Source organism: Streptomyces violascens (genome assembly GCF_014649955.1).
Classification (GTDB): domain Bacteria; phylum Actinomycetota; class Actinomycetes; order Streptomycetales; family Streptomycetaceae; genus Streptomyces; species Streptomyces violascens.
In genome coordinates this window covers 80,837-104,864 of the sequence record NZ_BMUA01000002.1, presented here as the reverse complement: position 1 = coordinate 104,864, position 24,028 = coordinate 80,837, and the positions used below count along the sequence as shown (strand labels likewise).

Here is a 24,028-nt window from a genome sequence, read left to right as displayed (position 1 = left end):
CCTCGCCGTGGAGGTCTTCGAACCTCCGGCGGAGCGCGACGGCCAATGTCCCCGAAGTTAGGTATCGCGTTGTCTTTCGCCGCCCGTTTCACCGCTCGTAAGAAGTCCGTTGCCGCCGCCGGCGCCACGCTGCTCGCCGCCGCCGGTGTCGCCATGGCCGCCGTCCCGGCTCAGGCCGCACCGACGAGCGCCCAGGCGATCGCGCAGAAGATGATGCCGTCCGACCAGTTCCAGTGCTTCAGCAAGATCGTGAACCACGAGTCCGGCTGGAACCCGTCCGCCACGAACGCCTCCTCCGGCGCGTACGGCCTGGTCCAGGCCCTGCCCGGCAACAAGATGGCCTCGGCCGGCGCCGACTGGCAGACCAACCCGGCCACCCAGATCAAGTGGGGCCTGGGCTACATGAACGAGCGTTACGGCAGCCCGTGTGGCGCCTGGAACTTCTGGCAGCAGAACAGCTGGTACTAAGCCGTACCGGCAACGGAGTCGAAGAGCCGCACGATCTGCGGCCCCGACTTCTTGAAGGCCCCGTTGTGGTCGACCGCTCCCTGGTCGACGACCGGGGCCTTCTTTCCGTGTGCGGCCAGCTGCCGGACACAGCTGAGCGTGTTGGCGATGGGCACGTCGGTGTCCCCGGTGGCGGTGTAGAGCCGCACAGGCACGGCGGGCTTCCAGTCACAGGTGTGATCGTTGTCCCGCATGGCAGCGAGCAGCGCCCCGCGCGGATGCTGAAGCCGCTGGTAGAAGCCGGGCGTGAGCAGGTCCTTCACGTTGCCGGGCAGGGCTCCGAGGATCTCCTCCTCGGTGTGACTCCCGTCGAGCAGCCCGTCGACGACCCGGTCGTACGGCGCCCGGAAAGCCTCCCCCGTACTCCTGTACAGAGGATGGAGCCGATTCTGAGCAGTGAGCCAGTAGGACATGTAGAGCACCCCACTGGTGTCATTGACCCGGCCGTCGAAGAGAGCGGGCACCTCTTGCCCCGCGAGGTCGTACGGTCCGGAGACCGGTGCGAGCGCCTTGAGCCGGAAATGGGCGTCGGCCCCCTGGCCGAGCGCCTTGCCGAGCGCCATGGCGACCTGCCCGCCCTGCGAGAACCCGGTGCCGTACACGTCCCCGCTCAACGGCCGCCCCAGCTCGCGGGCGGCGGTGCGGGTGGCCCGCAGCATGTCGAGCGCGGCGGACACGGACGATGCGGTGTCCATATAGGGGTGCCGACCGGGCCCCCGGCCGAGCCCCAGATAGTCGGGCGCGGCGACGGCCCGCCCGGCAGAGGCGTGCAGATACGGCGAGAGCCGACCGTAGTCCTCGCCGACGGACGGCGCGTAGTCCCGGTCGACCATGGTCCCGTGCATGTCCGCGACGAGATCGACCCGCCCGTGCCGTCCGTCGAGCGGCAGCACGAACAGTCCGGTTGCAGTGGTGAGGGCCCCTTGAGGCGTAAGGGTCCGGTACGTGACCCGATACCCCCGCACTCCGTAGCGGACGGCGGCGCTGTCGACACCGGCGTCCTTGAGGAAGCCGGAGACCTGGGCGGTGGTGAGATCGGAGACGGGTGTGAGAGCCAGAAGCTCGCCGCGCTGTGCCGGGGCGTGGGCCCGGGCGGGTACGGCAACTCCAACCGACCCTGCAACCAGGGCAGTTGACACAATGACCCGAACGATTGACTTCGTCATACGCAAAGCCTGTCCGGTCGCCCCCGCCCGGGACCATCCGGCAATCCCCCGCAACGGAAGGGGGCCCAAGTTCACCACGGCCCCCGCCCCCTACCGGACCACTCATCGGCCCCAGGGATGCCCCGACTCGACGTGCAGGGAATGGCCCGGCTTCGCGGGTCGCGCCCGAACCCGGGCCCGACCGGTCGCGAGCCCGGCCGCTCCAACTCCGTTCGGAGCAACGGGACTTACCGCTGCCCAACAGCGAGCGGCAAGAGGCTGCGGCATTCCCCGGTCTCGTCGCCGGACATCACGTACGGTGCGATCAAGAGCGTGTCAGGCCGGTCGGTACAGGCCGACCTTCGGCCGGGCAGCACAGCGGGGAGAGGCGATCATGGGAGAGCTGGACGGCAGGAACGCACTCGTGACGGGCGGATCGCGCGGGATCGGGCGCGCTGTCGCCCTGCGGCTCGCCGCCGAGGGCGCGCTGGTCGCGGTCCACTACGGCGGCAGCCGGGCGGCCGCCGAGGAAACGGTGGCGCTGATCGACAAGGCCGGGGGCCGGGCGTTCGCGGTGCAGGCCACCTTCGGCGAGAGCGGCGCGGTGGACCGGCTGTTCGAGCAGTTCGCCGCCGGCCTTGGGGACCGCGGCGCGGACGGCCTGGACATTCTGGTCAACAACGCGGGTGTGCACTCGGTCGGTTCCCTCGCGCAGCTCACCGAGGAGGAGCTCGACCGGGTGCTGGCCATCAACGTACGCACGCCGGTCTTTGTGATCCAGCGTGCACTGCCCCTGCTGCGGAACGGCGGACGGATCATCAACGTGGGCTCGGCGGCCACCCGGATCGCGAACCCCCTCCAGATCGCCTACACCGCCAGCAAGGCGGCACTGGCCGCCCTCGCCCCCTCGCTCGCCAACGAGCTGGGCCGGCGCGGGATCACCGTGAACACGATCGAACCCGGGGTGGTGCAGACCGACATGACCGCCGGGTGGACCGTCGTCCCCGAGGCGGTGGCCGGCCTCGAAGCGATCACCGCACTCGGCCGGATCGGCGAGCCGGAGGACATCGCGGACGCGGTCGGCTTCCTGGCGGGCTCGCAGGGCCGCTGGGTGACGGGCCAGACGATAGACGTCTCCGGCGGCACCTACCTCGGCCCGATCCCGGAAGGGTGACCCGCCGCCCGGTCCGAGTACTGGGCGCCCTACAGGGGGCGCGGGGAACTGCGCGAGCAACCACGCACGATCCGCAGCCGAAGGTCATCCGCATGTCCAGCCCCTCCGGCGTTTGAGGAGCGGGGGCCCGGGGGCAGCGCCCCCGGAAACGGGCCTCACCCCATCAGCCCCCCCGGAGGCCACGCGGCGGAGCCGCAGAACGTCACAGCGGGAAGGGGCGGGGTGGGGAAACCTACAGCCGCTGAATGATCGTCCCCGTAGCCAACGCCCCACCCGCACACATGGTGACGAGCGCAAACTCCTTGTCCCGCCGCTCAAGCTCATGCAACGCCGTAGCGATCAGCCGGGCCCCGGTCGCCCCCACCGGATGCCCCAGCGCAATCGCACCCCCGTTGACATTCACCTTCTCCAGGTCCTGCTCAAAGACCTGCGCCCAGCTCAACACCACCGACGCGAACGCCTCGTTGATCTCGACGAGGTCGATGTCCCGCAACGACATGCCCGCCTTGCCAAGGACCGCCCGCGTCGCATCGATCGGCCCGTCGAGATGGAAGTGCGGGTCGGCGCCCACCAGCGCCTGGGCGACGATCCGCGCCCGGGGCTTCAGCTTCAGGGCGCGGGCCATCCGCTTGGAGGCCCACATGATCGCCGCCGCACCGTCCGAGATCTGCGAGGAGTTGCCCGCCGTGTGCACCGCCGTCGGCATGACCGGCTTGAGCCGCCCGAGCGCCTCCATCGAGGTGTCGCGGAGGCCCTCGTCGCGGTCGACGAGGCGCCACATGCCCTGCCCCGCCGCCTGCTCCTCCTCCGTCGTGGGGACCTGAACCGCGAACGTCTCCCGCTTGAAGCGTTCCTCGCCCCAGGCGACCGCCGCCCGCTCCTGCGACAGGAGACCGAGCGCGTCGACCCGCTCCCGGGTCAGCCCCCGGTTGCGGGCAATCCGCTCCGCCGCCTCGAACTGGTTCGGCAGGTCCACGTTCCACTCGTCCGGCCACGGCTTGCCCGGTCCGTGCTTGGAACCCGAGCCAAGCGGCACCCGTGACATGGCCTCGACCCCGCAGCTGATCCCGACGTCGATGACCCCCGCCGCGATCATGTTGGCGACCATGTGGCCGGCCTGCTGCGAGGATCCGCACTGGCAGTCCACGGTGGTCGCGGCCGTCTCGTACGGCAGCCCCACCGCGAGCCAGGCGTTGCGCGCCGGGTTCATGGACTGCTCGCCGGCGTGCGTCACCGTACCGCCGACGATCTGCTCGACGCAGTCGGCGTGGATGCCGGTGCGGCCGAGGAGTTCGCGGTAGGTCTCGCCCAGCAGATAGGCGGGGTGCAGATTGGCGAGCGCGCCTTGGCGCCTGCCGATGGGGGTGCGTACGGCTTCGACGATGACGGGTTCCGCGGCCATGAGCTCGTCCTCTCCTGACACAGCCGCTGGGTGTCCCGGCACCGCACGGCCACGAACTGGTACGCGTTCTAGTTCTGAGTGCAGTCTTATGAGAGCTACCCCGGGTACGCAAGGGTTGTGCACGTCCCGCGTAGGGAGTTCGGTGCGCAACAGATGCTGCCGCGACCCTTGCCACTTGTAGAACCCGTTACTACCTTTCGGACAACTTCTGATGGACCGTCAGACATGGAGTGGCCAATGCGTTGCCCCCACCTGCCCGACGGGTTCGACTTCACCGACCCCGACCTGCTCCAATCCCGCGTGCCGCACCCGGAGTTCGCCGAGCTGCGGCAGACAGCCCCGGTGTGGTGGTGCGCCCAGCCGACCGGCATCGCCGGCTTCCAGGACGACGGCTACTGGGCGGTGACGCGGCACGCGGACGTCAAGTACGTGTCCACGCACCCGGAGTTGTTCTCCTCCACCACCAACACCGCGGTCATCCGCTTCAACGAGTCGATCAGCCGCGAGCAGATCGACGTCCAGCGGCTGATCATGCTGAACATGGACCCGCCCGAGCACACCCGGGTCCGTCAGATCGTCCAGCGCGGCTTCACCCCGCGCGCGATCCGCTCCCTGGAGGGCGCCCTGCGCGAGCGCGCCCGCAGCATCGTGGACGCGGCCCTGTCGGAAGCCGACAAGAACAACGGCACCTTCGACTTCGTCACCAACATCGCCGTCGAGCTCCCCCTCCAGGCCATCGCCGAACTCATCGGCGTCCCCCAGGAGGACCGGACCAAGATCTTCGACTGGTCCAACAAGATGGCCGCTTACGACGATCCGGAGTACGCGATCACCGAGGAGATCGGCGCCGAGGCGGCCATGGAGCTGGTCTCGTACGCGATGAACCTCGCGGCGGCCCGCAAGGAGTGCCCGGCCAAGGACATCGTCTCGACGCTGGTCGCGGCCGAGGGCGAGGGCAACCTGCTCCCGGACGAGTTCGGCTTCTTCGTCATCCTGCTCTCGGTGGCCGGAAACGAGACGACCCGCAACGCCATCAGCCACGGCATGCACGCATTCCTGACCCACCCCGATCAGTGGGAACTCTACAAACGCGAGCGCCCCGACACCACGGCCGAAGAGATCGTGCGCTGGGCGACCCCGGTCGTCTCCTTCCAGCGCACAGCCACCCAGGACACCGAACTCGGCGGCCAGAAGATCAAGGCGGGCGACCGCGTCGGCATCTTCTACTCCTCCGCCAACAACGACCCCGAGGTCTTCGAGCACCCCGAGCACTTCGACATCACCCGGGACCCCAACCCCCACCTCGGCTTCGGCGGCGGGGGCCCGCACTTCTGCCTCGGCAAGTCCCTGGCGGTGCTCGAAATCAACCTGATCTTCAACGCGGTGGCCGACGTCCTGCCCGACCTGCGTCTGGCCGGCGACCCCCGCCGCCTCCGCTCGGCCTGGCTGAACGGCATCAAGGGCCTTCAGGTGTCCCGGAGTTGACCCACCCGGAACCGGGAGGCAGGGGCCGTCCCCCTACGCCCCGCCCCTGTCTCCTCCCGGGCTTCTGGCTACGCTCGTGCCATGGTCAATGGGGTGGACAACACAGGTCAGGGCTGGGGCGCGACCCGGCTGTGGGTCGAGAAGAGCGTGGGCGCGCAGGTCGAGCAGGCGGTCGCGCTGCACGGCGGCATCACGTCCGAGATGCGGCGGCTGTACGTAGGCGGGGAGCGGCCGCGCTCGGTCGTGCTGCGCTCCTTCGTCATGGAGTTCTACGTCCGGCACGCCCGCGGGCTGCTCACGCGCGAGGCCGACATCCTGACCCTGCTCGCCCGCACCGGCGTACCGGCCGCCGAGCTCATCGCCGTCGACCCGGCCGGAGACCACTGCGACCACCCCTCGCTGCTCATGTCACTGCTCCCGGGCGAGGTACGCCTCGACATCCCGGGCGCCGACGAGCGCGCACCGCTGCTCGCCCGCCAGCTCCTCGACATCCACCGCGTCGAGGTCGGCGCGTCCGAGCGGCCCCGCGACTACGAGGCCTGGACCACCGCCGACGAAGTCGAGGCACCCGAGGACACCCGCCGGCCGGACGTCTGGCGGCGCGCCATCGACGTCATCCGGCGCCGGCCGCCCACGTACCGGCCGGTGTTCCTGCACCGCGACTTCCATCCCGGCAACGTCCTGTTCACCGGCGCCGGTGAGGATCTGCGCGTCAGCGGCGTGGTCGACTGGGTCGAGACGTCCTGGGGCCCGGCCGACCTCGATGTGGCGCACTGCTCGACCAACCTCGCGCTGCTCCACGGCGCCCCGGCCGGGCTGGCCTTCGCAGAGGAGTACGCCGCGGCGGGCGGGCAGCTCGCGCCCGATCCGTACGACCGGCTGTACTGGCGCCTCCTCGACGCCCTCGCCTTCGCGCCGGACGCGGAGGACGTCGCCGATCCCTGGCGCGCACTCGGCCGCACCGACCTCACCGAGGACCTCGTCAAGGAGCGTCTGGAGGACTACGTCCAGGCCGTACTCGACCTCTGCACACGGGAGACCGATGCCTCTTGATGAGCGCCCTTTCTGCTGAAACAGTTGGCCAGGCATACCTTCGCAACTGAATCGGCAGGAAAATGGACACAGAGCGACTGGATCGGCACATTCAGCCGACACATCTGAAGGTCACCGAACGGACCCGGCACCGGCGGCTGCGCGACCAGGGCAGCACCCGGGTCGCGGATCTCGACGCGATCCTGAGGGCCGGGTTCGTGTGCCATCTCGGGGTGGTCGTCGACGGCACGCCCATGGTGGTGCCGACCGTGTACGGCGTGGACTTCGAGAGCCGGACGCTGTTCGTGCACGGCTCGGTCGCCAGCCGCAGCATCGCATCGGCGCCGGACGCGACGGTCTGCGTGAGCGTCACGCACATCGACGGGCTCGTGCTCGCCCGGTCGGTCTTCGAGCACGGGGTCAACTACCGCAGCGCGATGGTGTACGCCGTGCCTCGGCTGATCACTGGTGGGGACGAGCTCCTGCACGGGCTCAGGGTCGTCACCGAGCACTGCGCGCCCGGCCAGTGGGACTACGCGCGGCGCCCCAACTCCCGTGAACTGGCGGCCACTTCACTGCTCGCCCTCTCGCTGGAGGAGGCGTCCGTGAAGGTGGCCGCGGGCCCGCCCGACGATGCGGACGGCCCCGACGGGGAACTCGGCCTGTGGGCCGGGGTGGTGCCGCTGCGGAGCTGCTTCGGGGCACCCGAGGCCGACCCCGCGCTGCCCGCCGGCATCGCCGTGCCCGACCATGTCGCGGCTCTGGGCGGCGGCGGCCAGGGGAGCTGAATGCGGCGCGGACCGGCGAGGACGTACAGGAGCCGGAAGCCGGCCGCGGCGACGGCGACGCAGCCGGAATGAAGCCCCGCCCGACCGCGTCTTCGCCCATCCGTCACACAGATTTGTCCGGAACGGTCCCAGAACGGTCCCAGAACGGGCAACGTACCGGAACCGAAGGCACCGCAACGCCGTCGTAGCTCCCGTCGATCGATCAGCACGGGGGTACGCGGACATGCGGAACGGTCAAAGACTCCGGCGGCGGGCGCTGTTGGTGGCACTGTTGCTGGTGGCGGTGCAGTTGGGCTCGCTGGTGGCGCCCGCGTACGCCTGTGGCTGCGGGGCGATGGTGCCGCAGAGCGGGCGGCAGTTGAGCGTGAAGCAGGAGACCTCGGCGGTGCGCTTCGACGGGCACACCGAGCAGATCGTCATGCGGCTCACGGTCGACGGGAACGCGCCGAAGGCGGCGTGGATCATGCCGGTGCCGAGCCGGGCGACGGTGAAGCTCGGCGACCGGCACCTCTTCGACCAGCTCCAGGAGCTCTCCGAGCCGGTGAACCGCACCCGCTCGTACTTCTGGCCCCGGGACGGCGACTGGCCGTTCGCCAAGAGCCTCAGGGTGGGCGACGGCGCCCCGAACCCGGCGGCGAAGCCGCCCGTCGAGGTGGTCGGCAGGGAGCGGCTCGGCCCGTTCGACGTGGCCCGCCTCACCGCCACCGACCCGACGGCCCTGCGCGACTGGCTGACCCGCAACGGCTTCCAGCTCCCGCCCGCCCTGGCCACCGAGCTGCGCCCGTACGTCGACCAGAAGTGGGAGTACGTGGCGATCCGCCTCGCCCCCGACCAGCCGGGCCAGACCCTCGGCGGCCCCCTGGACCCCCTGAGCCTGACCTTCACCAGCGACCACCTGGTCTACCCGATGCGCCTGTCCCGCCTGGCGAAGACCCCGCAGGCGCTGGACCTGTACGTCCTGGCGAACCACCGCATGGAAGCAACGTCACCGATCGGCGGCTCCACCCCCCAGACCCTGTTCGCGGGCAGCATCGCCCACCCGACGGGCCCCCTGGCCGACCTGGCGGGCCGGGACAACCCGGTCTACCTGACTGCCATGACCCAGTTCTTCCAGTACCCGTCCGAGATCACCGGCGACCACGAACTGAAGACGTCGACCGACGACACGCCCTTCCAACGGGTGTGGTACACGAACGAGTTGATGACGGTGGGCGGCATTCCGGCCTGGCTGTTGACGGTGGGGGGCATGCTGGTGGTGCTGGGGGCCGGGGCCGGTCTCATGATGCGGGCGCGGAGGACTGCCAGGCGTTGAAGAGGTGGGGACCTCACCGGTGGCATCGAGGACGACGATCCCGGGGAAGTGGGCCAGTTCCTAGTCGGGCGCGAACTCCACGTCCAGTTGTCGGCAGTTGGCGGCCGATGTCCAGGCGTGTACGCAGGGTGAGCCGGGGCAGGGCGAGGTGCATGCGGAGTTCGTCCGCGGTCTCGGTGCGTGCGCCGGCCGCGACCGCGCCGAGGGCGAGCCACAGACCGGCGGGCGAGCACACGAGGTCTCCCCCGCCGAGATGCGGCAGCCATCGCCGCCGGCTCTCGTACGGCCGTTGCGTGCCCGGTCAGCCCCTCAACGCCTGGCAACGCGACCTCCCGTGTCACCCTGCGGCCCCCAGAAGGAAGCTGTGTAGCACACTGATCACACAAGGACGAGGCGAAGGCCCCCACCCCCGGCGGCCTTCTGACGAGAGGTGTCGCGTGGCCAGCGTCGTAAAGATCAACGTACTGACCGTGCCGGAAGAGCAGCGGGAGGTCCTTGAGAAGCGGTTCGCCGCTCGGGCCGGGTCGGTGGAGAATTCGGACGGCTTCGAGTGGTTCGAGCTCCTTCGGCCGGCCGAGGGCACCGACCAGTACCTCGTCTACACCCGCTGGCGCAGCGAGGAGGACTTCCAGAACTGGATGGCCACCTCCATGCGCGGCGCGCACGGCGGCCCCCAGGGCGAGGGCGGAGAGCGCCCCAAGCCCGCCGCCTCCGGCTCGGAACTGTGGTCCTTCGAGGTCGTCCAGCAGGCCGCGCCGAAGGCCTGAGCCCGGCGGCCCGCTTAATTCGGTGGCCACAACCGCCACCCCCGGGATAGGTAGTGGCCATGAGTTGGATCATGGCTGCCGAGCAGCCCGACACCCCCGATGCGAGCCTTCTGCGGCGTGACTACTACGACGAGGTGGCGAGCCGGTGGTACGGCCGGCCCGCCACTGTCGAGGAGATCGCGCAGGGGCTCACCGACGACGGTGCCGATCAACTGCGTTCGCCCACCGGAGGCTTCGTGGTCGGGCGGTACGGCGGACGTCCCGCTGCCTGCGGGGGTGTGCTGCTGTGCGCCGAGGCTCCCGTCATCGACGGGACCGCCCCGGCCACGGCCGAGCTCACCCGCGTCTACGTCCGCCCCTTCGCGCGCGGCACCGGCGGCGGCGGCGCGCTGCTCTCGGCCCTTGAGGACGCGGCCCGGCGTCTCGGCGCCCGGCGGCTCGCCCTCGACACCCGGCACGACCTCGTCGAGGCCCGCGGGCTCTACGCCAAGCACGGCTATCGCGAGGTCGAACCGTACAGCCAGGGCCCGTACAGGGAGCGCTGGTTCGCCAAGGAGCTGTGAGCCAGGCGTCACAGGGCCCTACGCCGCGTGGTCCCTCGGCGCCCCCGGGCCCGTCGGCTGTTCCCCGTCCGAGCCCGACAGTTCCGCCGTCAGTTCCGCCACCAGCTTCTCCAGGTCCCTGGGGCGGTCCGGGCCCCACCAGTTGCCGAGCAGCTCGGCGAAGGACTCCTCCCGTGCCGCTGCCAGGCGCACCGCCACCTCGCGGCCCCGGTCCGTGAGGACCATCGGCATGCCCTCGCGCGTGGCGAGCCCGCGTTCCTCGATCTGGCGGGCCGCCTCGGTGATGACGTGCAGCGGTACGGTGACGCGCTCGGCGAGCACCGCGGGGTCTGCGGACCCGTACTTCCTGATGCGCAGGAGCAGCCAGCTCGCCGCCGGGAGGAGATCGAGGTCCGCCTTCGTCGTGATCGTCTCGTAGATCTTGCGGCGGCCTTCGCGCGTGCCCAGGACCGAGAGGGCCCGCGCGCACTCGTCGTACGACGACCTGTGGACGGGGTTCGAGGCGAGGGTCTCGCTGGTGTCGGGCGCGGTGACCGCACCCCGCAGCTTGTCCTCCTTCAGGAACCACGCCGTCACGAAGGCGAGGAGCACGACCGGCGCCGCGTACAGGAAGACGTCGGTGATGGAGGAGGCGTACGCGTGCAGTACCGGCGGCCGTGCGGCGGGCGGGAGCCCGCCGATCGCGCGCGGGTCGGCGGCGACGGTGCCGGGTCCGACGCCGGACGGCAGCTGCTGTCCGGCCAGCGCGTCGGAGAGCTTGCCGGTGAGCCGGTTGGTGAAGATCGTGCCGAAGATGGCGACACCGAACGAGGCCCCGATGGAGCGGAAGAAGGTGGCGCCGGAGGTCGCGACGCCCAGGTCCGCGTAGTCGACGGCGTTCTGCACGACAAGCACCAGGACCTGCATGACCAGACCGAGGCCCGCGCCGAAGACGAAGAAGTAGATGCTCATCTCCCAGGTGGGGCTCGTCTCGGTGAGCCGGTGCAGGAGCAGCAGGCCGATCGTCGTGACCCCCGTGCCCGCGATGGGGAACACCTTCCAGCGTCCCGTACGCGACACGACCTGACCGGATCCCGTCGACGTCAGCAGCATGCCGAAGACCATCGGCAGCATGTGCACGCCGGACATCGTCGGCGAGATGCCCCGCACGACCTGGAGGAACGTCGGCAGGTACGTCATCGCGCCGAACATCGCGAAGCCCACGATGAAGCTGATGACCGCGACGAGGGTGAACGTGCGGATCCGGAACAGCTTCAGCGGAAGCACCGGTTCCACCGCCCTGCGCTCCACGGCTACGAAGGCCACGAGCAGCACCACGCCGAGCACCGCGAGCCCGATGATCTGCGCCGATCCCCAGGCCCACGTCGTACCGCCGAGGGACGCGACCAGGACCAGGCAGGTGGCGACGGAGGCGATCAGGAAGGTGCCCAGGTAGTCGATGGTGTGCCGGGTCCCGCGCGCCGGGATGTGCAGCACGGCGGCGATGACGAGGAGCGCGATCACTCCGATGGGCAGGTTGATGTAGAACACCCAGCGCCAGCTGAGCTGTTCGGTGAAGAACCCGCCGAGCAGCGGGCCGAGCACGCTGGTCGCGCCGAAGACCGCGCCGAACAGGCCCTGGTACTTGCCGCGTTCGCGCGGCGCGACGATGTCGCCGACGATCGCCATGGACAGGACCATCAGTCCGCCGCCGCCCAGACCCTGGAGCGCCCGGAAGCCGATCAGCTCGCCCATGTTCTGCGCGATGCCGCACAGCCCGGAACCGACGAGGAAGATGACGATCGCCAGCTGGAACAGCTTCTTGCGGCCGTACTGGTCGCCGAGCTTGCCCCACAGCGGGGTGGCGGCGGTGGCGGCCAGCATGTAGGCCGTGACCACCCACGACAGGTGCTCCATCCCGCCGAGGTCGCTGACGATGGTCGGCAGCGCGGTCGAGACGATGGTCTGGTCGAGTGCGGCGATCAGCATGCCGAGCAGCAGCGCGCCGATGGCGACCAGTACGGTCCGCCGTTCCTGCCCCGTACCGGGGGCGACGGTGGCGGGAGCGATTCCCTGAGCCATGACCACGTCCCATCCGTGTGTGTGCTCCGACTCGCTCCCACCATCTTGATCGGAATGTACGGAAATGGCCTGCCGGGCTCCTCCTGCGCACCCCGGGTGCGCGCGGGCCGCCGGGCATAATCGCTCGCAGTCCATGGGGAGGGGACCCGACGATGACCGGACACGGCTGTCCTGAATGCGGCGCGGACCGCGGGGTGGACGGCAGACCCGGCTGTGCCTGCGCCGAGCGCGCCGTTGAGACCCTGCACGCGGAACGCGTCGCCGAGGCCGCCGCGGCGGAGGACTTCGACCCGCTGCGGATCCGGCCGTACGTGATGCTGCCGAACGCCGGGGAAGAGCCACCCGCCGCCCCTGAGGCCCTGTCCGAGCGGACCATGCAACTCGGGGCGGTCCCCGCGGAGGAACCTCCGGCCGCGGAACCCGAGCCTCAAAGCCCCGCGGAGGCGCCCCGCAGCCGGCGCCGCCTCGCCGCCCTGGCCATCGGCGCCGCCGCCGCGGTCGTCATCGGTACGGCGGCGTTCGCGAGCACCCTGTTCGCCGGGGACGCCACGCCGAAGCGCGCGCTGCCGGACGTCGCGGACACCGGCGTCCCGTACAGCGGCACCGACAGCGCCTCCGCCGAGGCCACCTCGGCCGTTCCTTCCCGTACGAAGAAGGCGGCCCCGAGCCACTCCCCCTCGGCACGGCCCTCGCCGACGCCGTCCGCGTCCAAGCCGGCCTCGCCGCCCCCGTCGAAGCCCGCGCCCAGGCCCTCGGCTCCCGCGTCCGGGCCGCCCTCGAACTCCCCCGACGACAAGCCGCTCGCGCCGCCGCCGAGCACGACGCTGCGGCGGGGCGACAGCGGGCCGGCGGTGCTCGAACTCCAGGAGAGACTCGGCCAGTTGGGGCTCTACAGCGGCACCCCGGACGGCGGCTTCGGGTCCCGTACGGAGCGCGCGGTACGCGACTTCCAGTCGTACACGGGCATCGACGGCGACCCGGCCGGGGTGTACGGCCCGGCGACCCGCCGCGCCCTGGAGTCGATGACGGACCGGCCGTAGGAGCGGCGCGCCACCTCCCGCCGAAGGACCGGGCGGCCGGAATGCGGCATTGTTCCGCGGGCCCCGTGACATCCGGGCACGGGAGGCGGACCGTGGAGGGATGACGCCCACGAGTCCGGCGAAACCCATGCGGAGCCCCTGGCTCCTGCTCGTCCTGCCCCTGCTGCCGCTGATCGTGCTGCTGCGACTGCTCCTGCGGCGCCGCACGCCGGGCGGCTCCGGCCCGGGCGGCCCGCCGCCCGCCGGGGTGCGCGAACCGCGCCGTCCGAGGCCCGGCCCTCCGGCCCGCGACGGTGGCCGCGCCGGTCCCGGGCGAGTAGCTCCGAACGGTAGCTCCGAGTGACAAAAGGGGGGCCGGGTGGCACAACCCCCTCCGCGTTTTGTATCGTGGTGGAACAAAGTGATCCCTGCCTGTACTCCCTGACCGGCGGGCGGGGATCACCTTTGTGTTTCTGCGCCCCCGCTCCCGTGCCCTGGAGTCCGCCGATGCCGGCCAGCACCACGACCACCACCGTCCTGACCGCTCGCGCCTTCCTCCTGGACATGGACGGCACGATCGTGAACTCCGACGCCGTCGTCGAGCGCTGCTGGCGCCGCTGGGCCGAGCGCAACGGCCTCGACCCCGAGGAAGCGCTCAAGGTCGTCCACGGCCGCCAGGGCTACGCCACGATGGCGGTGCTGCTCCCGGACCGGCCGATGGAGCTGAACCACGCCGACAACAAGGTGATGCTCGCCGAGGAGACCGCGGACACCGACGGCGTCGTGCCGGTCGCCGGGGCCCCCGCCTTCATGGCCGCCCTCGCCGGCCGGCCGCACGCCCTGGTGACCTCGGCCGACGCCGCGCTCGCCCGGGCCCGTATGACGGCCGCGGACCTGCCGATGCCCGAGGTGCGGGTCACCGCCGAGTGCGTGGGCGCGAGCAAGCCGGACCCGGAGGGCTTCCTCAAGGGCGCGGCCGCGCTGGGCTTCGCCCCGGCCGACTGCATCGTCTTCGAGGACTCCGAGGCCGGCATCGCGGCGGGCAAGGCGGCCGGGATGCGTGTCGTGGGCGTGGGCCCGCGCGCGAACGCCCACGAGCCCACCGCGTACGTCCCCGACCTCACGCACCTCACGGTCACCGCGCGGGCGGACGGCACGCTGCGCCTGGAGATCAACGGCTGACCCGGCCGCCCGGCGCAGCCCCGAGAACAAACGGCCCCCGTCCTACCACGGGGGCCGTTTTCACATCCGTATGCCTAGGACATCCGTAGGTCGGGGAGAGGTGCCTCAGCCCGCGATCGCCTCGAACAGGCTGAAGCCCGCGAGCGCCAGCATCAGGCAGGCCGCCACCTTGGTGATCAGGCGCAGCGGCACGCGCTTCATCAGGGCCTTTCCGCCCACGATGCCGAGCCCGGCGACCGCCCACAGGCCGAGCACCGCGCCGAGGCCGACGGAGAGCGGGTTGTCGTAGCGGGCGGCCAGGTTGGCCGTCATGATCTGGGTGAGATCGCCGAATTCGGCGACCAGGATGAGCATGAAGCCCGCCCCCGACACCTTCCAGAACGACTGGTCGGCGGGCGCCTTCACTTCCTCGTCGTCCTCGCCCTTCTTGAAGAGCAGCATCGCCGCGCCCGCGAGGAAGAGCACCCCGACGATCGCCTGGAGCAGCCGGTGCGGCAGCAGGGTCAGCACGCTGCCCGCCGCGATGGCGAGGACGACGTGGACGGCGAAGGCGGCCGCGACGCCGACGAAGACGTACGAGGCCTTGTAACGGGTGCCGAGCACGAGGCCCGCGAGCGCGGTCTTGTCGGGGAGTTCGGCGAGGAAGATCACACCGAAGGTGATCGCCATGATCGTGAAGCTGAGCACGGAAGGAGTTCCTCAATCGGTCGGGCACGGCCGCACCGAGAGCAGTTCGGACAGAATCCGGGGTCGCTTCGGCACGGCAGCGCCATGAATGGTCATGGTCACTGCGGCCGAAGGTCTCGCTGGCGGGTCCCTCGCGGGCACTCGCCTCCGGGCGCCGGCCGAGAACCCCTGAGGGATTCGGCAGTATGTCGACGTTCCGGCGAAGAGCTACTCCCCTTCTGCGCCCTCAAGGGTACGGCATGCCGTACGCACGCCATCAGGGACTTTGGTCCCGTACGTCCACCCGTGCCTCCCGGTGCACCTTGCCCCGCGCCACGAGTTCCAGCACGACCGACACCGCGACCGCCTGTACGGCCATGAGCGCGACCAGCACGAAGAGCTGGACCGCGCCCGCCTGCACGGGGGACGCGCCGCCGAGCAGCATGCCGACGAACGCCCCGGGGAGGGTGACCAGGCCCACCGTCCTGGTCTGGTCGAGGCCGGGCAGCAGCGCGTCGGAGGCGGCGGGCCGGGCGATCTCCAGTCGGGCGTCCCGGTCGAGCAGGCCGAGCGCCATGCCCGCCTCCACCTCGCCGCGCCGCGCGGTCAGCTCGTCGAGGGCGCGGCGCCCGCCGAGCACGGTCGCGGTGAGCGCGCCGCCGATGAGGATGCCGGTGACGGGGATCAGCGCGATGCCCTTGACGGGGACGAGCCCGGTGAGCAGCAGCGCCGCGACCACCGGCACGACGCCGGCCGCGATGGGCGCGCCCGCCCACCACCAGGTGGTGTTGGCGGTCATGCGGCGCCCGGCGGTGCGCACCGCGACGGCGTACATCAGGGCCAGGAATCCGAGCAGCAGCGGCACCGAGCCGACCACCCAGCGGATCGCGACGGCGACCACGGCGAGCTGAACGGCCGCCCGGACCCCGGCGACCAGGATGTCGCGGTGCCGCCCCAGGTGCGCGGCCGCGGCGACGCCCGCGGCCGCGAGGAGCAGGGCGACGAGAACGGCCCCGAGCGTGACATTCACCGGCAGCAGCACGCGCCCACCGTACGACGGAGGTCTCGCCGGGAGGGTCACCGTCGCGGGGCGGCGCGCGCGGCAGGACGCTGTCGCGCGAAGGGCCCGCCGGCTCCCTTTCCTGCCGGGGCCGCGCGTACGGCCCGTCAGTTTCCTTCCCTGCCAGTGACGTACGCACTCTTGATCCGACGTGTCCATGTCGCCACGCTGTTACCTGGCGCCCAGCCGAAGGAAACCTGGCGCCGTCACGCCGGCGGAGGGCTCGCTGACCGGCTGCAGCCGCGCCAAGCTCCCGCACTGGATCACCCAGTCCGGCACCTGCGACACCCGCGAGGTCGTCCTCGAGCGGGACGGCGTGAACGTCACGACCGACTCCAGCTGCGCGGCCACCGGCGGCAGTTGGCACTCCCCGTACGACGGCGCCACCTGGACCGCCCCCTCCGACGTGGACATCGACCACATCGTGCCGCTCGCCGAGGCCTGGCGCTCGGGCGCGAACAACTGGACCACCCCCAGCGCCAGGGCTTCGCCAACGGCCTGACCCGCCCCCAGCTGATCGCGGTCACCGACCACGTCAACCAGGCCAAGGGCGACAAGGACCCGGCCAAGTGGCTGCCGTCGCAGACCTCCTACCGCTGCACGTACGCCCGGATGTGGGTCGACGTGGAGCACTACTACAGGCTCACGGTCGACTCCGCCGAGAAGTCCGCGCTCCAGGGCATCCTCGACAACTGCTGACACGCCGACCTCAACGGACTTGAATCCGGAGGCCGTTGAAACCTGTCGCACCCCTGCGTCGTTCCGTACCGTACGAACGACCGGCGACGGAGGGGGCACCACATGGCCGGGCTTCGCCTGGGACCGCTGCTGCGGTACGTGGATCAGCGAGGGGCCGCCACGGTCTGGGCCGAGGCCGACCGGCCCTGCACGGTCCGGGTGCGGTGCGCGGACGGCACCACGGGCTCCTCGCGTACGTTCCAGATCGCCGGGCACCACTACGCCCTGGTCCCGCTGGCCGGGCTGACGCCGGGCACGGCCACCGCGTACGAGGTGCTCCTCGACGGGCGGCCGGTCTGGCCGCAGCCGAACTCCCGCTTCCCGCCGAGCACCATCACGGTCCCGGCGGACGGGTCCGCGCTCCGCGTCACCTTCGGGTCGTGCCGGCGCGCGCCCGAGCCCGGCGGCACGGACGCGCTGGACGCCCTGGCCGCGGGCCTGGCGGCCGATCCGGAGGCCGAGCGGCCCGACGTGCTGCTGCTCCTCGGCGACCAGGTGTACGCGGACAGCGTCTCGGCGGAAACCCGCCGCTGGCTGGGCGCGCGCCGGGATCTGCGGGACGCGCCGGGTGCCCAGGTCGCGGACTACGAGGAGTACACCCGGCTGTACTACGAGTCCTGGCTCGACCCCGAGGTGCGCTGGCTCCTGTCGACCGTGCCGAGCTGCCACATCTTCGACGACCACGACGTGATCGACGACTGGAACACCAGCGCCGCCTGGCTCGCCGAGATGCGCGCCACACCCTGGTGGCAGGAGCGGCTGATCAGCGGCCTGATGTCGTACTGGGTCCACCAGCACCTGGGCAACCTCTCCCCCGCCGAGCTCGCGACCGACCCACTGTACGCGGTGGTGCGGGGCACGCCGGACGGCACGGAGGCGCTGCGCTCCTTCGCCGCGGCGGCCGACGCGGACCCGGCGGCCGTGCGCTGGAGCTACCGGCGCGACTTCGGCCGCACCCGGCTGCTGATGGTGGACACCCGGGCGGCCCGCGTCCTGGACGAGGAGCGGCGGGCGATGCTCGACGAGGGCGAGGCCCGGTGGCTCCGGGAGCAGTTGCCGGCGCCGGGCGCCTGCGACCACCTCCTGATCGGGAGCTCGCTGCCGTGGCTGCTTCCGCCGCTCATTCATGACGCGGAGGGCTGGGACGCGGCGCTCTGTGCGGGTTCGCGCGGCCCGCGCTGGGCGCGGTTCGGCGAGAAACTGCGGCGCCGGGCCGACCTGGAGCACTGGGCCGCGTTCCCCGCCTCGTTCGCGCTCCTCACCGAGCTGATCGTCCGCGCGGGGTCGGGACCCGGCGCGCCCGCCACCGTCGCCATCCTGTCCGGTGATGTGCACCACGCATACGTGGCGGAGCCCTTCTGGCCAAATTCCGCGCCCCAACTCACCGCGCGTGTAGCCCAGTTGACGTGCTCGCCGGTCCACAACTCCGTTCCGGCCCCCGTGCGGGCCGGATTCCGCTTCGGATGGAGCCGTTTCGGACGCCGGCTCGGGCGCGCCCTGGCCCGGCACGGGCGGGTGGTTCGGCCGCCGCTCGACTGGCGCAGGATCGCTGGACCGTGGTTCGGCAATCAGCTCATGACCCTTACGCTGCACGGCCGCTCCGCACGCCTTCGGCTCGACCGAGCGCGCCGTGCGAGAGGCCTGCGAATTGGTCCAGTCCAACTGAAAACCATCTTGGACCGGCCGCTGGCCCCCGACGTCACACCTGGCTCGATTCACCCGCTGGAAACAAGACATTAAGAATGTTGAACTTGCAAGCACTACTGAGGGCTGCCTAACCTGTGGACCCCATCGGTCACGTCCCCAACCGAAGGAGCCCCCATGGCTTCCCCTACGCTCGATACCGAGCGCGCGCGCCCCTACGCGCTCGCCCTGTTCCGCATCGTCATCGGCCTCCTCTTCGCCTGCCACGGCGCGGCCTCCCTGTTCGGCGTCTTCGGCGGCGCGATGGGCGGCGGCTCGATCCCCGCGGGCACCTGGCCCGGCTGGTACGCCGCGGTGATCCAGCTCGTCGGCGGCATCCTGGTCCTGACCGGGCTCTTCACCCGCCCGGCGGCCCTTGTCTCGTCCGGCTCGATGGCGTACGCGTACTTCAGCGTCCACCAGTCCAACGCGCTGCTCCCGCTGCAGAACGGCGGCGAGGCCTCCGCGATGTACTGCTGGGCGTTCCTGCTGCTCGTCTTCACCGGTCCCGGCGCGCTCGCGCTCGACCAGCTCCTCGGCGCCCGCCGCACCGCCCGGCCGGCCTCCGACAGCCAGCGCGAGACCGTCACCGCCTGAGGCTCGCGCGGCCAACGCCCGCCCCGCTGCCCGGAGTTCAGCCGCCGAACTCCGGGCAGCGGCATGCCGTCACCCGTCGGCTCCACGACGGTCGCTCCCTGCCGTCGCGACCCGCTCGATCCTCCCTGTGCCGCAACACCACCCACCCCTGGGAGAAACGCACAAGGACCCCGGCGTACGCTGTACGGCTGTACCGCCGCCCCTGCCGCTTCCCCGCGACACCGCGGTATTCCGGGTCCCGGGGAACCGACGAAGCCGCAGAGGAGCGAACGTGCTGGAGAGTGTGGGGGCGCTGACGTCCAGCCCCTGGATCTACGCCGTGGTCACGCTCTCCGTTCTGCTCGACGTGTTCCTTCCCGTGCTGCCCAGCGGGGTGCTCGTGATCACGGCGGCGACCACGGCGGCCGGGTCCGCCGAGGCCGGGGCCGCCGCCCAGACCGGGCACGCCGATCTGTTCGCCCTTGCCGCGTGCGCGGCGACCGCGTCCGTGCTCGGCGACCTCATCGCGTACCGCCTCGCGCGGCGCGGCGGGGCCCGCCTGGAGCGCGCGATCGCCCGCTCCCGCCGCCTGACCCGGGCGCAGGAACGACTCGGCATCGCGCTGAGCCGGGGCGGCGGCGGCCTCGTCGTCATCGCGCGCTTCGCCCCCGCCGGGCGCTCCGTCGTCTCGCTGGGCGCGGGCGCGGCGCACCGCAGGATCCGGGAGTTCCTGCCCTGGTCGGCGCTGGCGGGCGTGGCCTGGGCGACGTACAGCGTGGGGCTGGGCTACTTCGGCGGGCAGTGGCTGGGCGCGACCTGGCTGGGCACGGCGGTGTCGGTGCTCGCCCTGTTCGCGGCGGGCGGCCTCGCGGCGTACGTCATGAAGCGCCCGGAACCGGCGCCGGCCTCGGCGTCCTGACCAGCGCGCACGCCCCGATCCTGGCGTCCTGGCGTCCTGACCAGGGCATACGCGGGCGCGGGCCCCGACCCGCATCTCGGCGAGAGCACACGCCCCGAGCCCGGCGGCTCCTCCCCGGCGCCCCGGCACGCACACCGCCCGGACTACGCGGGCTTCCTCGCGGCGGCTCCCCGCACCTCAAGACCGGCGAGCAGCTCGCGCGTGGCCTCGGCTATCTCGTCCACCGCACGCTCGAACACCTCCCGGTTGTGCGCGGCGGGCACCCGGAAGCCGGACACCTTGCGTACGTACTGCAGGGCGGCGGCCCTGATGTCGTCGTCGGTGGCCTCCTCCGGCATGGCCGGCGGCCTCAGCGTCTTGATACTCCTGCACATGCCCCCAGTGTGACCGACACCACTGACAACGGCCCCGGCCCACCCGTCCTGCTGGTCCGAGTCCGAAATGCGCGAGGTTCCGCCAGGCGGTCCGTCTAGAGTCGAAGGCATGGCGGAAGCAGCGAACGGCACCAGCACCGGCCCCGTACGCGTCGACAGCTGGATCTGGTCGGTCCGGCTCACCAAGACGCGCTCCCAGGCGGGCACGGCCTGCCGGGCCGGCCACGTCCAGGTCAACGGCGAGCGCGTGAAGGCCGCCCACCACGTCAAGGTGGGCGACGAGGTGCGGCTGCGCCTGGACGGCCGGGAGCGGATCGTGAAGGTCGTCACGCTGCTGCGCAAGCGGGTCGGCGCCCCGGTCGCGGTCGAGGCGTACATCGACAACAGCCCGCCGCCGCCCGCCCGCGCGGACGTGCTCGCGGCCGGCGTACGGGACCGGGGTCTCGGCCGCCCGACCAAGCGCGACCGGCGCGAGATGGAGCGCCTGCGCGGCCTCTCGGAGAGCCGCCGCGCGGCGGGCTGAGGGCGGCGGCCGGGGGTGTCGACGGATGACGGCCGGGGTTGTCCGCGAATGACGGCCAGGGTTGTCCGCCGATGACGGTCGGCATTCTCCGTGAAGGGCGGCCGGGGTTCTCCGCCGGTTAACTCAGGGGCCAACTCCCCCTGTTGCGGAGTAGCTTGGTGGCTTGAACCGGGGGCCAGGGGAAGCTCCCGATCCGTCCCTCAAGGACCCACCATGATCCTCTGGATGATCCTTCTCGCTCTGATCCTGTACGGATTCGGCCTCAGCCTCGGCAGCATCATCTTCTGGGTGGCCGTCGTGGCCGTACTGCTCACCGTCTGGCGCCGCCCCGGCGGCGGTCCGGCCTCCGGCTCGGGCGGAGGCGGGGCAGGCCGCATGGACTCCGACTACCGCGCCTACCGTGCCCGCCGGGACCGGATGGACCGCTGGGAGCGCCGCTACCGGCGCGAACGCCAGGGCCTGTTCTCCCGCCACCGCGACTGACCGAGCGGCGCAACGGCTGACCGGCTAAAGCCAGCCGTTGCGCCGAAACCCGCGATAGATGACGAAACAGGCCGCCGCCATGAGCCCGAGCGCCAGGAAGTAGCCGTAACGCCAGTGCAGTTCGGGCATGTTGTCGAAGTTCATGCCGTAGATGCCGCACACCATGGTCGGCACGGCGACGATGGCCGCCCACGCGGTGATCTTCCGCATGTCCTCGTTCTGGGCCACCGTGACCTGGGCGAGGTGGGCCTGGAGGATGGAGTCGAGCAGCCCGTCGAAGGCGCAGATCTGTTCGGTGGTACGGAGCAGGTGGTCGGCGACGTCGCGGAAGTACGGCCTGACCTCGGCGGCGACCGAGGGCATCGCCTCACCGGCGAGCTTCTGCAGCGGCCGGTCCAGTGGGGCCACCGCCCGCTTCAGTTCGAGGAGTTCGCGCTTGAGCTGGTAGATCCGGCTCGCGTCGCCACGTCCGGCGTTCTCGGCGAACACGGCCGTCTCGACCGCGTCCATGTCGCTCTGCATGGCGTCGACGACGGCGAGGTACTCGTCGACGACGTGGTCGGCGATGGCGTGCAGCACCGCGGAGGGCCCCTTGGCGAGCTGCTCGTGCTCCTGCTCCAGCTCCTCCCGCAGCGGGCCGAGCGAGCCGTGCATGCCGTGCCGCACGGTGATGACGAAGTCGGCTCCGGTGAACACCATCAGCTCGCCGGTGTCCACCACCTCGCTGCTGGCGGTGAGCTCCTCGTGCTCGACGTACCGGCACGTCTTGAAGACCGAGAACAGGATGTCGTCGTACGGCACGACCTTGGGGCGCTGGTGGGCGGTCACCGCGTCCTCGACGGCCAGCGGGTGCAGCCCGAACAGCTCGGCGAGCCCGGCGAACTCCTCCTGGGTCGGCTCGTGCAGCCCGACCCACACGAAGGCCCCGTCGCCCAGTTTGCGCACCCGCCGCAGCGCCTCGTCGACGGGGCAGTCGTCCTTCTGCCGCACTCCGCCGGCGTACACCGCGCAGTTGACGACGGCGCTCCCCAGGGGCGAGCGCGCCGGATGGCTGAGGTCGACGGTCCGCCGGTACGCGCGGCGCACCGCCCTCCGCAGATTCCGCATCATCGCCACGACCAGCTTCCCTTCCCCATCACCGAACGAGCGGCCAGTGTGCCACCGTCTCCTGTACGCGCTCTGCGGGAGGCACCCCCTTGCCTGGGAGGCGCCTCCCTCGGCAGGCGTCCCCCAGGGAATCGGCAGGCGCCCCACCGGGCAGACGCCCTCCTCGGACGACGTCCTCCTTGAGAGACGTCCTCCCTGGAGGACGAGGCGCACCCCGCTTACGTTCCCCGGCGGACGGCGGCGGCCACCGACACGAGATAGCGCCGGGTGGCCAGATCCTGGAGCAGCCGCGTGAGGGGCCCGCCGAGCCGGGCGTACCAGCGAGCGGGCCGCGAGAATGCGGCGACCTCGAACCAGACAAGCCCGTCGGCCTCGCGCCCCACGACGAACGACTCCTCTCCGCACTCGGGGTGCCCGGGCAGGGTGCCGTAGGCGAACCCGATGCGTTCGGCGGCCCGTACGCTCCACACGACCCGGCACGGGATGACGAGGCGCGGGAACGGCAACCCGGGCAGCCGCAGAACGACGAGCGCGGTCGCGCCGGGCACGGCGGGCCCTTCGGGGTACACCCCGAACCCGGCCCCGCGCTGCGCACCCCAGGCCAGCACGTGCGCCCCGGCCCGCTCGAAGGTGTCCTGCCCGTACCCCACCCGGATCCGCCGCCGGAAGCTGCGATATCCGCCGGGCAGCACGGGGCCGTCGGTGGCCCCGACTTCCGCGTAACCGGGCTCCGCCGCAAGTGCACGGACATAGGCGGTCCGCAGCCGCCGCTCCACCACCATGCCCCGGCCCCCACTCCCTCACCACGCACCAGAAACACACGGCACCGCACCCGAACCAACAGGCCCCCGGCGCCCCGTGAATCCGCCGGGACCTCATCCTGCACAGGGGTTACGTTTCAGCCAACCACAGGCGTAACCTCAGCCATCCGGCGGCGTCCTCCCCGCTCCTGACCCGCCGGAACTCCGGCGCCGAGCGCATCCCCGAGCGCGCTGCGGCCCCGGCCGAGAAGCCCCGTCCGCACCCCGACGGGGCTTCCGGTTGAACGCGGGCGTTCCCCTAATTTTGTCGCTGCTCGGGGGCAGGGCGCCATGCACGACCCCGCCGTACTCAGATTGCGCGCAACCGGCCCCCGAGCGCGTCCCTGCGCAACCTGCCGCAATCGCCGATCGGGGCGGGGCCGTCGCATCCTGGCGTCCCAGCCGGCGCAAATGGAGGGCGGCAACATGACGCTCCGGTTCATGGGCACCACGAGCGACGACGGCGACTGCCCCACGCTGTACGAGATCGAAGGGACCGACAACGTCCTGGTGCAAGGGGAACGAGTGACCGACCCGGAGCATCTGGCGCGGCTGCGCGACGTGAAGGAGTCCGAGACGTTTGTCGTCGTCCGCCGGAAGCTCCTCACCCGCCAGCGCTTCTACGCCCTGGTACCGGCGTCGCCTTCAAGCGGCAGCCTCGG

Annotated in this window: 24 protein-coding genes and 2 pseudogenes; 18 read left to right on the top strand and 8 right to left on the bottom strand. The window is 71.5% G+C overall.

Annotation, left to right across the window (positions count from 1 at the left end; translation table 11 throughout):
* Nucleotides 1-45: 45 nt before the first annotated feature.
* Complete coding sequence (locus tag IE206_RS05610) at nucleotides 46-468, top strand: aggregation-promoting factor C-terminal-like domain-containing protein (RefSeq protein WP_189960894.1); 423 nt, start codon at nucleotides 46-48, stop codon at nucleotides 466-468.
* On the opposite strand, the gene IE206_RS05605 is transcribed toward IE206_RS05610, so the two are convergent.
* Nucleotides 465-1,673, bottom strand: coding sequence for an alpha/beta fold hydrolase family protein (locus tag IE206_RS05605; RefSeq protein WP_189960893.1), 1,209 nt, complete (start codon nucleotides 1,671-1,673; stop codon nucleotides 465-467). The genes IE206_RS05610 and IE206_RS05605 overlap by 4 nt on opposite strands.
* Before the next feature lie 373 nt (nucleotides 1,674-2,046).
* On the opposite strand from IE206_RS05605, the gene IE206_RS05600 reads away from it, so the two are divergent.
* Complete coding sequence (locus IE206_RS05600) at nucleotides 2,047-2,826, top strand: SDR family oxidoreductase (protein WP_189960892.1); 780 nt, start codon at nucleotides 2,047-2,049, stop codon at nucleotides 2,824-2,826.
* Between the two features lie 232 nt (nucleotides 2,827-3,058).
* On the opposite strand, the gene IE206_RS05595 is transcribed toward IE206_RS05600, so the two are convergent.
* Entirely contained in the window at nucleotides 3,059-4,228 is a 1,170-nt protein-coding gene (locus IE206_RS05595; RefSeq protein ID WP_189960891.1) for a steroid 3-ketoacyl-CoA thiolase, read from the bottom strand.
* 237 nt (nucleotides 4,229-4,465) lie between these two features.
* Here IE206_RS05595 and IE206_RS05590 point away from each other — a divergent pair, with 237 nt between their 5' ends.
* From IE206_RS05590 to IE206_RS05565, 6 genes are all read left to right on the top strand, one after another.
* Nucleotides 4,466-5,713, top strand: coding sequence for a cytochrome P450 (locus IE206_RS05590; RefSeq protein ID WP_189960890.1), 1,248 nt, complete (start codon nucleotides 4,466-4,468; stop codon nucleotides 5,711-5,713).
* Nucleotides 5,714-5,794: 81 nt separating this feature from the next.
* Nucleotides 5,795-6,766 carry a phosphotransferase family protein gene (locus IE206_RS05585; RefSeq protein ID WP_189960889.1) on the top strand — a complete coding sequence of 324 codons (972 nt, stop codon included), beginning with the start codon at nucleotides 5,795-5,797 and terminating at the stop codon, nucleotides 6,764-6,766.
* A 62-nt stretch (nucleotides 6,767-6,828) separates the two neighbouring features.
* The gene (locus IE206_RS05580; protein WP_189960888.1) at nucleotides 6,829-7,533 is read left to right on the top strand and encodes a pyridoxamine 5'-phosphate oxidase family protein; all 705 of its coding nucleotides are present in this window, start codon (nucleotides 6,829-6,831) and stop codon (nucleotides 7,531-7,533) included.
* A gap of 271 nt (nucleotides 7,534-7,804) precedes the next feature.
* The gene (locus tag IE206_RS05575; RefSeq protein ID WP_226598846.1) at nucleotides 7,805-8,845 is read left to right on the top strand and encodes a DUF2330 domain-containing protein; all 1,041 of its coding nucleotides are present in this window, start codon (nucleotides 7,805-7,807) and stop codon (nucleotides 8,843-8,845) included.
* A 437-nt stretch (nucleotides 8,846-9,282) separates the two neighbouring features.
* Nucleotides 9,283-9,612 (top strand): antibiotic biosynthesis monooxygenase family protein, encoded by a 330-nt coding sequence (locus tag IE206_RS05570; RefSeq protein WP_189960886.1) that lies wholly within the window; start codon nucleotides 9,283-9,285, stop codon nucleotides 9,610-9,612.
* Between the two features lie 59 nt (nucleotides 9,613-9,671).
* A complete protein-coding gene (locus IE206_RS05565; RefSeq protein WP_189960885.1) occupies nucleotides 9,672-10,175 on the top strand; it encodes a GNAT family N-acetyltransferase in 504 nt (167 codons plus the stop codon).
* Nucleotides 10,176-10,193: 18 nt separating this feature from the next.
* Here IE206_RS05565 and IE206_RS05560 read toward each other — a convergent pair whose 3' ends face one another.
* Entirely contained in the window at nucleotides 10,194-12,236 is a 2,043-nt protein-coding gene (locus IE206_RS05560) for an MDR family MFS transporter (protein ID WP_189960884.1), read from the bottom strand.
* Nucleotides 12,237-12,388: 152 nt separating this feature from the next.
* Here IE206_RS05560 and IE206_RS05555 point away from each other — a divergent pair, with 152 nt between their 5' ends.
* From IE206_RS05555 to IE206_RS05545, 3 genes are all read left to right on the top strand, one after another.
* Nucleotides 12,389-13,276 (top strand): peptidoglycan-binding domain-containing protein, encoded by an 888-nt coding sequence (locus IE206_RS05555; RefSeq protein WP_189960883.1) that lies wholly within the window; start codon nucleotides 12,389-12,391, stop codon nucleotides 13,274-13,276.
* Nucleotides 13,277-13,376: 100 nt separating this feature from the next.
* Entirely contained in the window at nucleotides 13,377-13,619 is a 243-nt protein-coding gene (locus tag IE206_RS05550) for a hypothetical protein (protein ID WP_189960882.1), read from the top strand.
* 143 nt (nucleotides 13,620-13,762) lie between these two features.
* A complete protein-coding gene (locus tag IE206_RS05545; protein WP_189960881.1) occupies nucleotides 13,763-14,437 on the top strand; it encodes an HAD-IA family hydrolase in 675 nt (224 codons plus the stop codon).
* A 105-nt stretch (nucleotides 14,438-14,542) separates the two neighbouring features.
* Here the strand turns inward: IE206_RS05545 and IE206_RS05540 are convergent, their stop codons facing one another.
* Together IE206_RS05540 and IE206_RS05535 are read right to left on the bottom strand one after the other, a co-directional pair.
* Complete coding sequence (locus IE206_RS05540) at nucleotides 14,543-15,124, bottom strand: TMEM165/GDT1 family protein (protein WP_189960880.1); 582 nt, start codon at nucleotides 15,122-15,124, stop codon at nucleotides 14,543-14,545.
* A 256-nt stretch (nucleotides 15,125-15,380) separates the two neighbouring features.
* Nucleotides 15,381-16,145, bottom strand: a complete 765-nt coding sequence (locus tag IE206_RS05535) for an ABC transporter permease (protein WP_189960879.1) — start codon at nucleotides 16,143-16,145, stop codon at nucleotides 15,381-15,383.
* Nucleotides 16,146-16,377: 232 nt separating this feature from the next.
* On the opposite strand from IE206_RS05535, the pseudogene IE206_RS05530 reads away from it, so the two are divergent.
* The 4 genes and pseudogenes from IE206_RS05530 to IE206_RS05515 all read left to right on the top strand — a co-directional run.
* Nucleotides 16,378-16,862 (top strand): annotated as a pseudogene (locus IE206_RS05530) (HNH endonuclease family protein); the annotation flags it as partial.
* Between the two features lie 102 nt (nucleotides 16,863-16,964).
* Nucleotides 16,965-18,641, top strand: coding sequence for an alkaline phosphatase D family protein (locus IE206_RS05525; protein WP_189960878.1), 1,677 nt, complete (start codon nucleotides 16,965-16,967; stop codon nucleotides 18,639-18,641).
* An 81-nt stretch (nucleotides 18,642-18,722) separates the two neighbouring features.
* Nucleotides 18,723-19,181: a DoxX family protein gene (locus IE206_RS05520; RefSeq protein WP_189960877.1), complete on the top strand. Its 459-nt coding sequence runs from the start codon at nucleotides 18,723-18,725 to the stop codon at nucleotides 19,179-19,181.
* A 271-nt stretch (nucleotides 19,182-19,452) separates the two neighbouring features.
* On the top strand, nucleotides 19,453-20,079 hold the full coding sequence (locus IE206_RS05515) for a DedA family protein (RefSeq protein ID WP_189960876.1): 627 nt from the start codon (nucleotides 19,453-19,455) through the stop codon (nucleotides 20,077-20,079).
* 143 nt (nucleotides 20,080-20,222) lie between these two features.
* On the opposite strand, the gene IE206_RS05510 is transcribed toward IE206_RS05515, so the two are convergent.
* On the bottom strand, nucleotides 20,223-20,453 hold the full coding sequence (locus IE206_RS05510) for a DUF2277 domain-containing protein (RefSeq protein ID WP_189960875.1): 231 nt from the start codon (nucleotides 20,451-20,453) through the stop codon (nucleotides 20,223-20,225).
* Between the two features lie 109 nt (nucleotides 20,454-20,562).
* Between IE206_RS05510 and IE206_RS05505 the strand changes: the two genes are divergently transcribed.
* Entirely contained in the window at nucleotides 20,563-20,976 is a 414-nt protein-coding gene (locus IE206_RS05505; protein ID WP_226598794.1) for an RNA-binding S4 domain-containing protein, read from the top strand.
* 225 nt (nucleotides 20,977-21,201) lie between these two features.
* Nucleotides 21,202-21,459 carry a hypothetical protein gene (locus IE206_RS05500; protein ID WP_226598795.1) on the top strand — a complete coding sequence of 86 codons (258 nt, stop codon included), beginning with the start codon at nucleotides 21,202-21,204 and terminating at the stop codon, nucleotides 21,457-21,459.
* 24 nt (nucleotides 21,460-21,483) lie between these two features.
* On the opposite strand, the gene corA is transcribed toward IE206_RS05500, so the two are convergent.
* On the bottom strand, nucleotides 21,484-22,569 hold the full coding sequence (corA, locus tag IE206_RS05495; RefSeq protein WP_189961380.1) for a magnesium/cobalt transporter CorA: 1,086 nt from the start codon (nucleotides 22,567-22,569) through the stop codon (nucleotides 21,484-21,486).
* A 215-nt stretch (nucleotides 22,570-22,784) separates the two neighbouring features.
* Nucleotides 22,785-23,348: a DUF1990 domain-containing protein gene (locus IE206_RS05490; RefSeq protein ID WP_189960872.1), complete on the bottom strand. Its 564-nt coding sequence runs from the start codon at nucleotides 23,346-23,348 to the stop codon at nucleotides 22,785-22,787.
* Between the two features lie 444 nt (nucleotides 23,349-23,792).
* On the opposite strand from IE206_RS05490, the pseudogene IE206_RS42350 reads away from it, so the two are divergent.
* Nucleotides 23,793-23,978: pseudogene (locus tag IE206_RS42350) on the top strand (DUF6879 family protein); the annotation flags it as partial.
* Nucleotides 23,979-24,028 lie beyond the last annotated feature (50 nt).

What these genes read in the sequence shown, in the direction of transcription:
- IE206_RS05610 (WP_189960894.1), top strand. Translation starts at nt 46, where the DNA reads ATGTCCCCGAAGTTAGGTATCGCGTTGTCTTTCGCCGCCCGTTTCACC.
- IE206_RS05605 (WP_189960893.1), bottom strand. Translation starts at nt 1,673, where the DNA reads ATGACGAAGTCAATCGTTCGGGTCATTGTGTCAACTGCCCTGGTTGCA.
- IE206_RS05600 (WP_189960892.1), top strand. Translation starts at nt 2,047, where the DNA reads ATGGGAGAGCTGGACGGCAGGAACGCACTCGTGACGGGCGGATCGCGC.
- IE206_RS05595 (WP_189960891.1), bottom strand. Translation starts at nt 4,228, where the DNA reads ATGGCCGCGGAACCCGTCATCGTCGAAGCCGTACGCACCCCCATCGGC.
- IE206_RS05590 (WP_189960890.1), top strand. Translation starts at nt 4,466, where the DNA reads ATGCGTTGCCCCCACCTGCCCGACGGGTTCGACTTCACCGACCCCGAC.
- IE206_RS05585 (WP_189960889.1), top strand. Translation starts at nt 5,795, where the DNA reads ATGGTCAATGGGGTGGACAACACAGGTCAGGGCTGGGGCGCGACCCGG.
- IE206_RS05580 (WP_189960888.1), top strand. Translation starts at nt 6,829, where the DNA reads ATGGACACAGAGCGACTGGATCGGCACATTCAGCCGACACATCTGAAG.
- IE206_RS05565 (WP_189960885.1), top strand. Translation starts at nt 9,672, where the DNA reads ATGAGTTGGATCATGGCTGCCGAGCAGCCCGACACCCCCGATGCGAGC.
- IE206_RS05560 (WP_189960884.1), bottom strand. Translation starts at nt 12,236, where the DNA reads ATGGCTCAGGGAATCGCTCCCGCCACCGTCGCCCCCGGTACGGGGCAG.
- IE206_RS05555 (WP_189960883.1), top strand. Translation starts at nt 12,389, where the DNA reads ATGACCGGACACGGCTGTCCTGAATGCGGCGCGGACCGCGGGGTGGAC.
- IE206_RS05550 (WP_189960882.1), top strand. Translation starts at nt 13,377, where the DNA reads ATGACGCCCACGAGTCCGGCGAAACCCATGCGGAGCCCCTGGCTCCTG.
- IE206_RS05545 (WP_189960881.1), top strand. Translation starts at nt 13,763, where the DNA reads ATGCCGGCCAGCACCACGACCACCACCGTCCTGACCGCTCGCGCCTTC.
- IE206_RS05525 (WP_189960878.1), top strand. Translation starts at nt 16,965, where the DNA reads ATGGCCGGGCTTCGCCTGGGACCGCTGCTGCGGTACGTGGATCAGCGA.
- IE206_RS05520 (WP_189960877.1), top strand. Translation starts at nt 18,723, where the DNA reads ATGGCTTCCCCTACGCTCGATACCGAGCGCGCGCGCCCCTACGCGCTC.
- IE206_RS05510 (WP_189960875.1), bottom strand. Translation starts at nt 20,453, where the DNA reads ATGTGCAGGAGTATCAAGACGCTGAGGCCGCCGGCCATGCCGGAGGAG.
- IE206_RS05505 (WP_226598794.1), top strand. Translation starts at nt 20,563, where the DNA reads ATGGCGGAAGCAGCGAACGGCACCAGCACCGGCCCCGTACGCGTCGAC.
- IE206_RS05500 (WP_226598795.1), top strand. Translation starts at nt 21,202, where the DNA reads ATGATCCTTCTCGCTCTGATCCTGTACGGATTCGGCCTCAGCCTCGGC.
- corA (WP_189961380.1), bottom strand. Translation starts at nt 22,569, where the DNA reads ATGATGCGGAATCTGCGGAGGGCGGTGCGCCGCGCGTACCGGCGGACC.
- IE206_RS05490 (WP_189960872.1), bottom strand. Translation starts at nt 23,348, where the DNA reads ATGGTGGTGGAGCGGCGGCTGCGGACCGCCTATGTCCGTGCACTTGCG.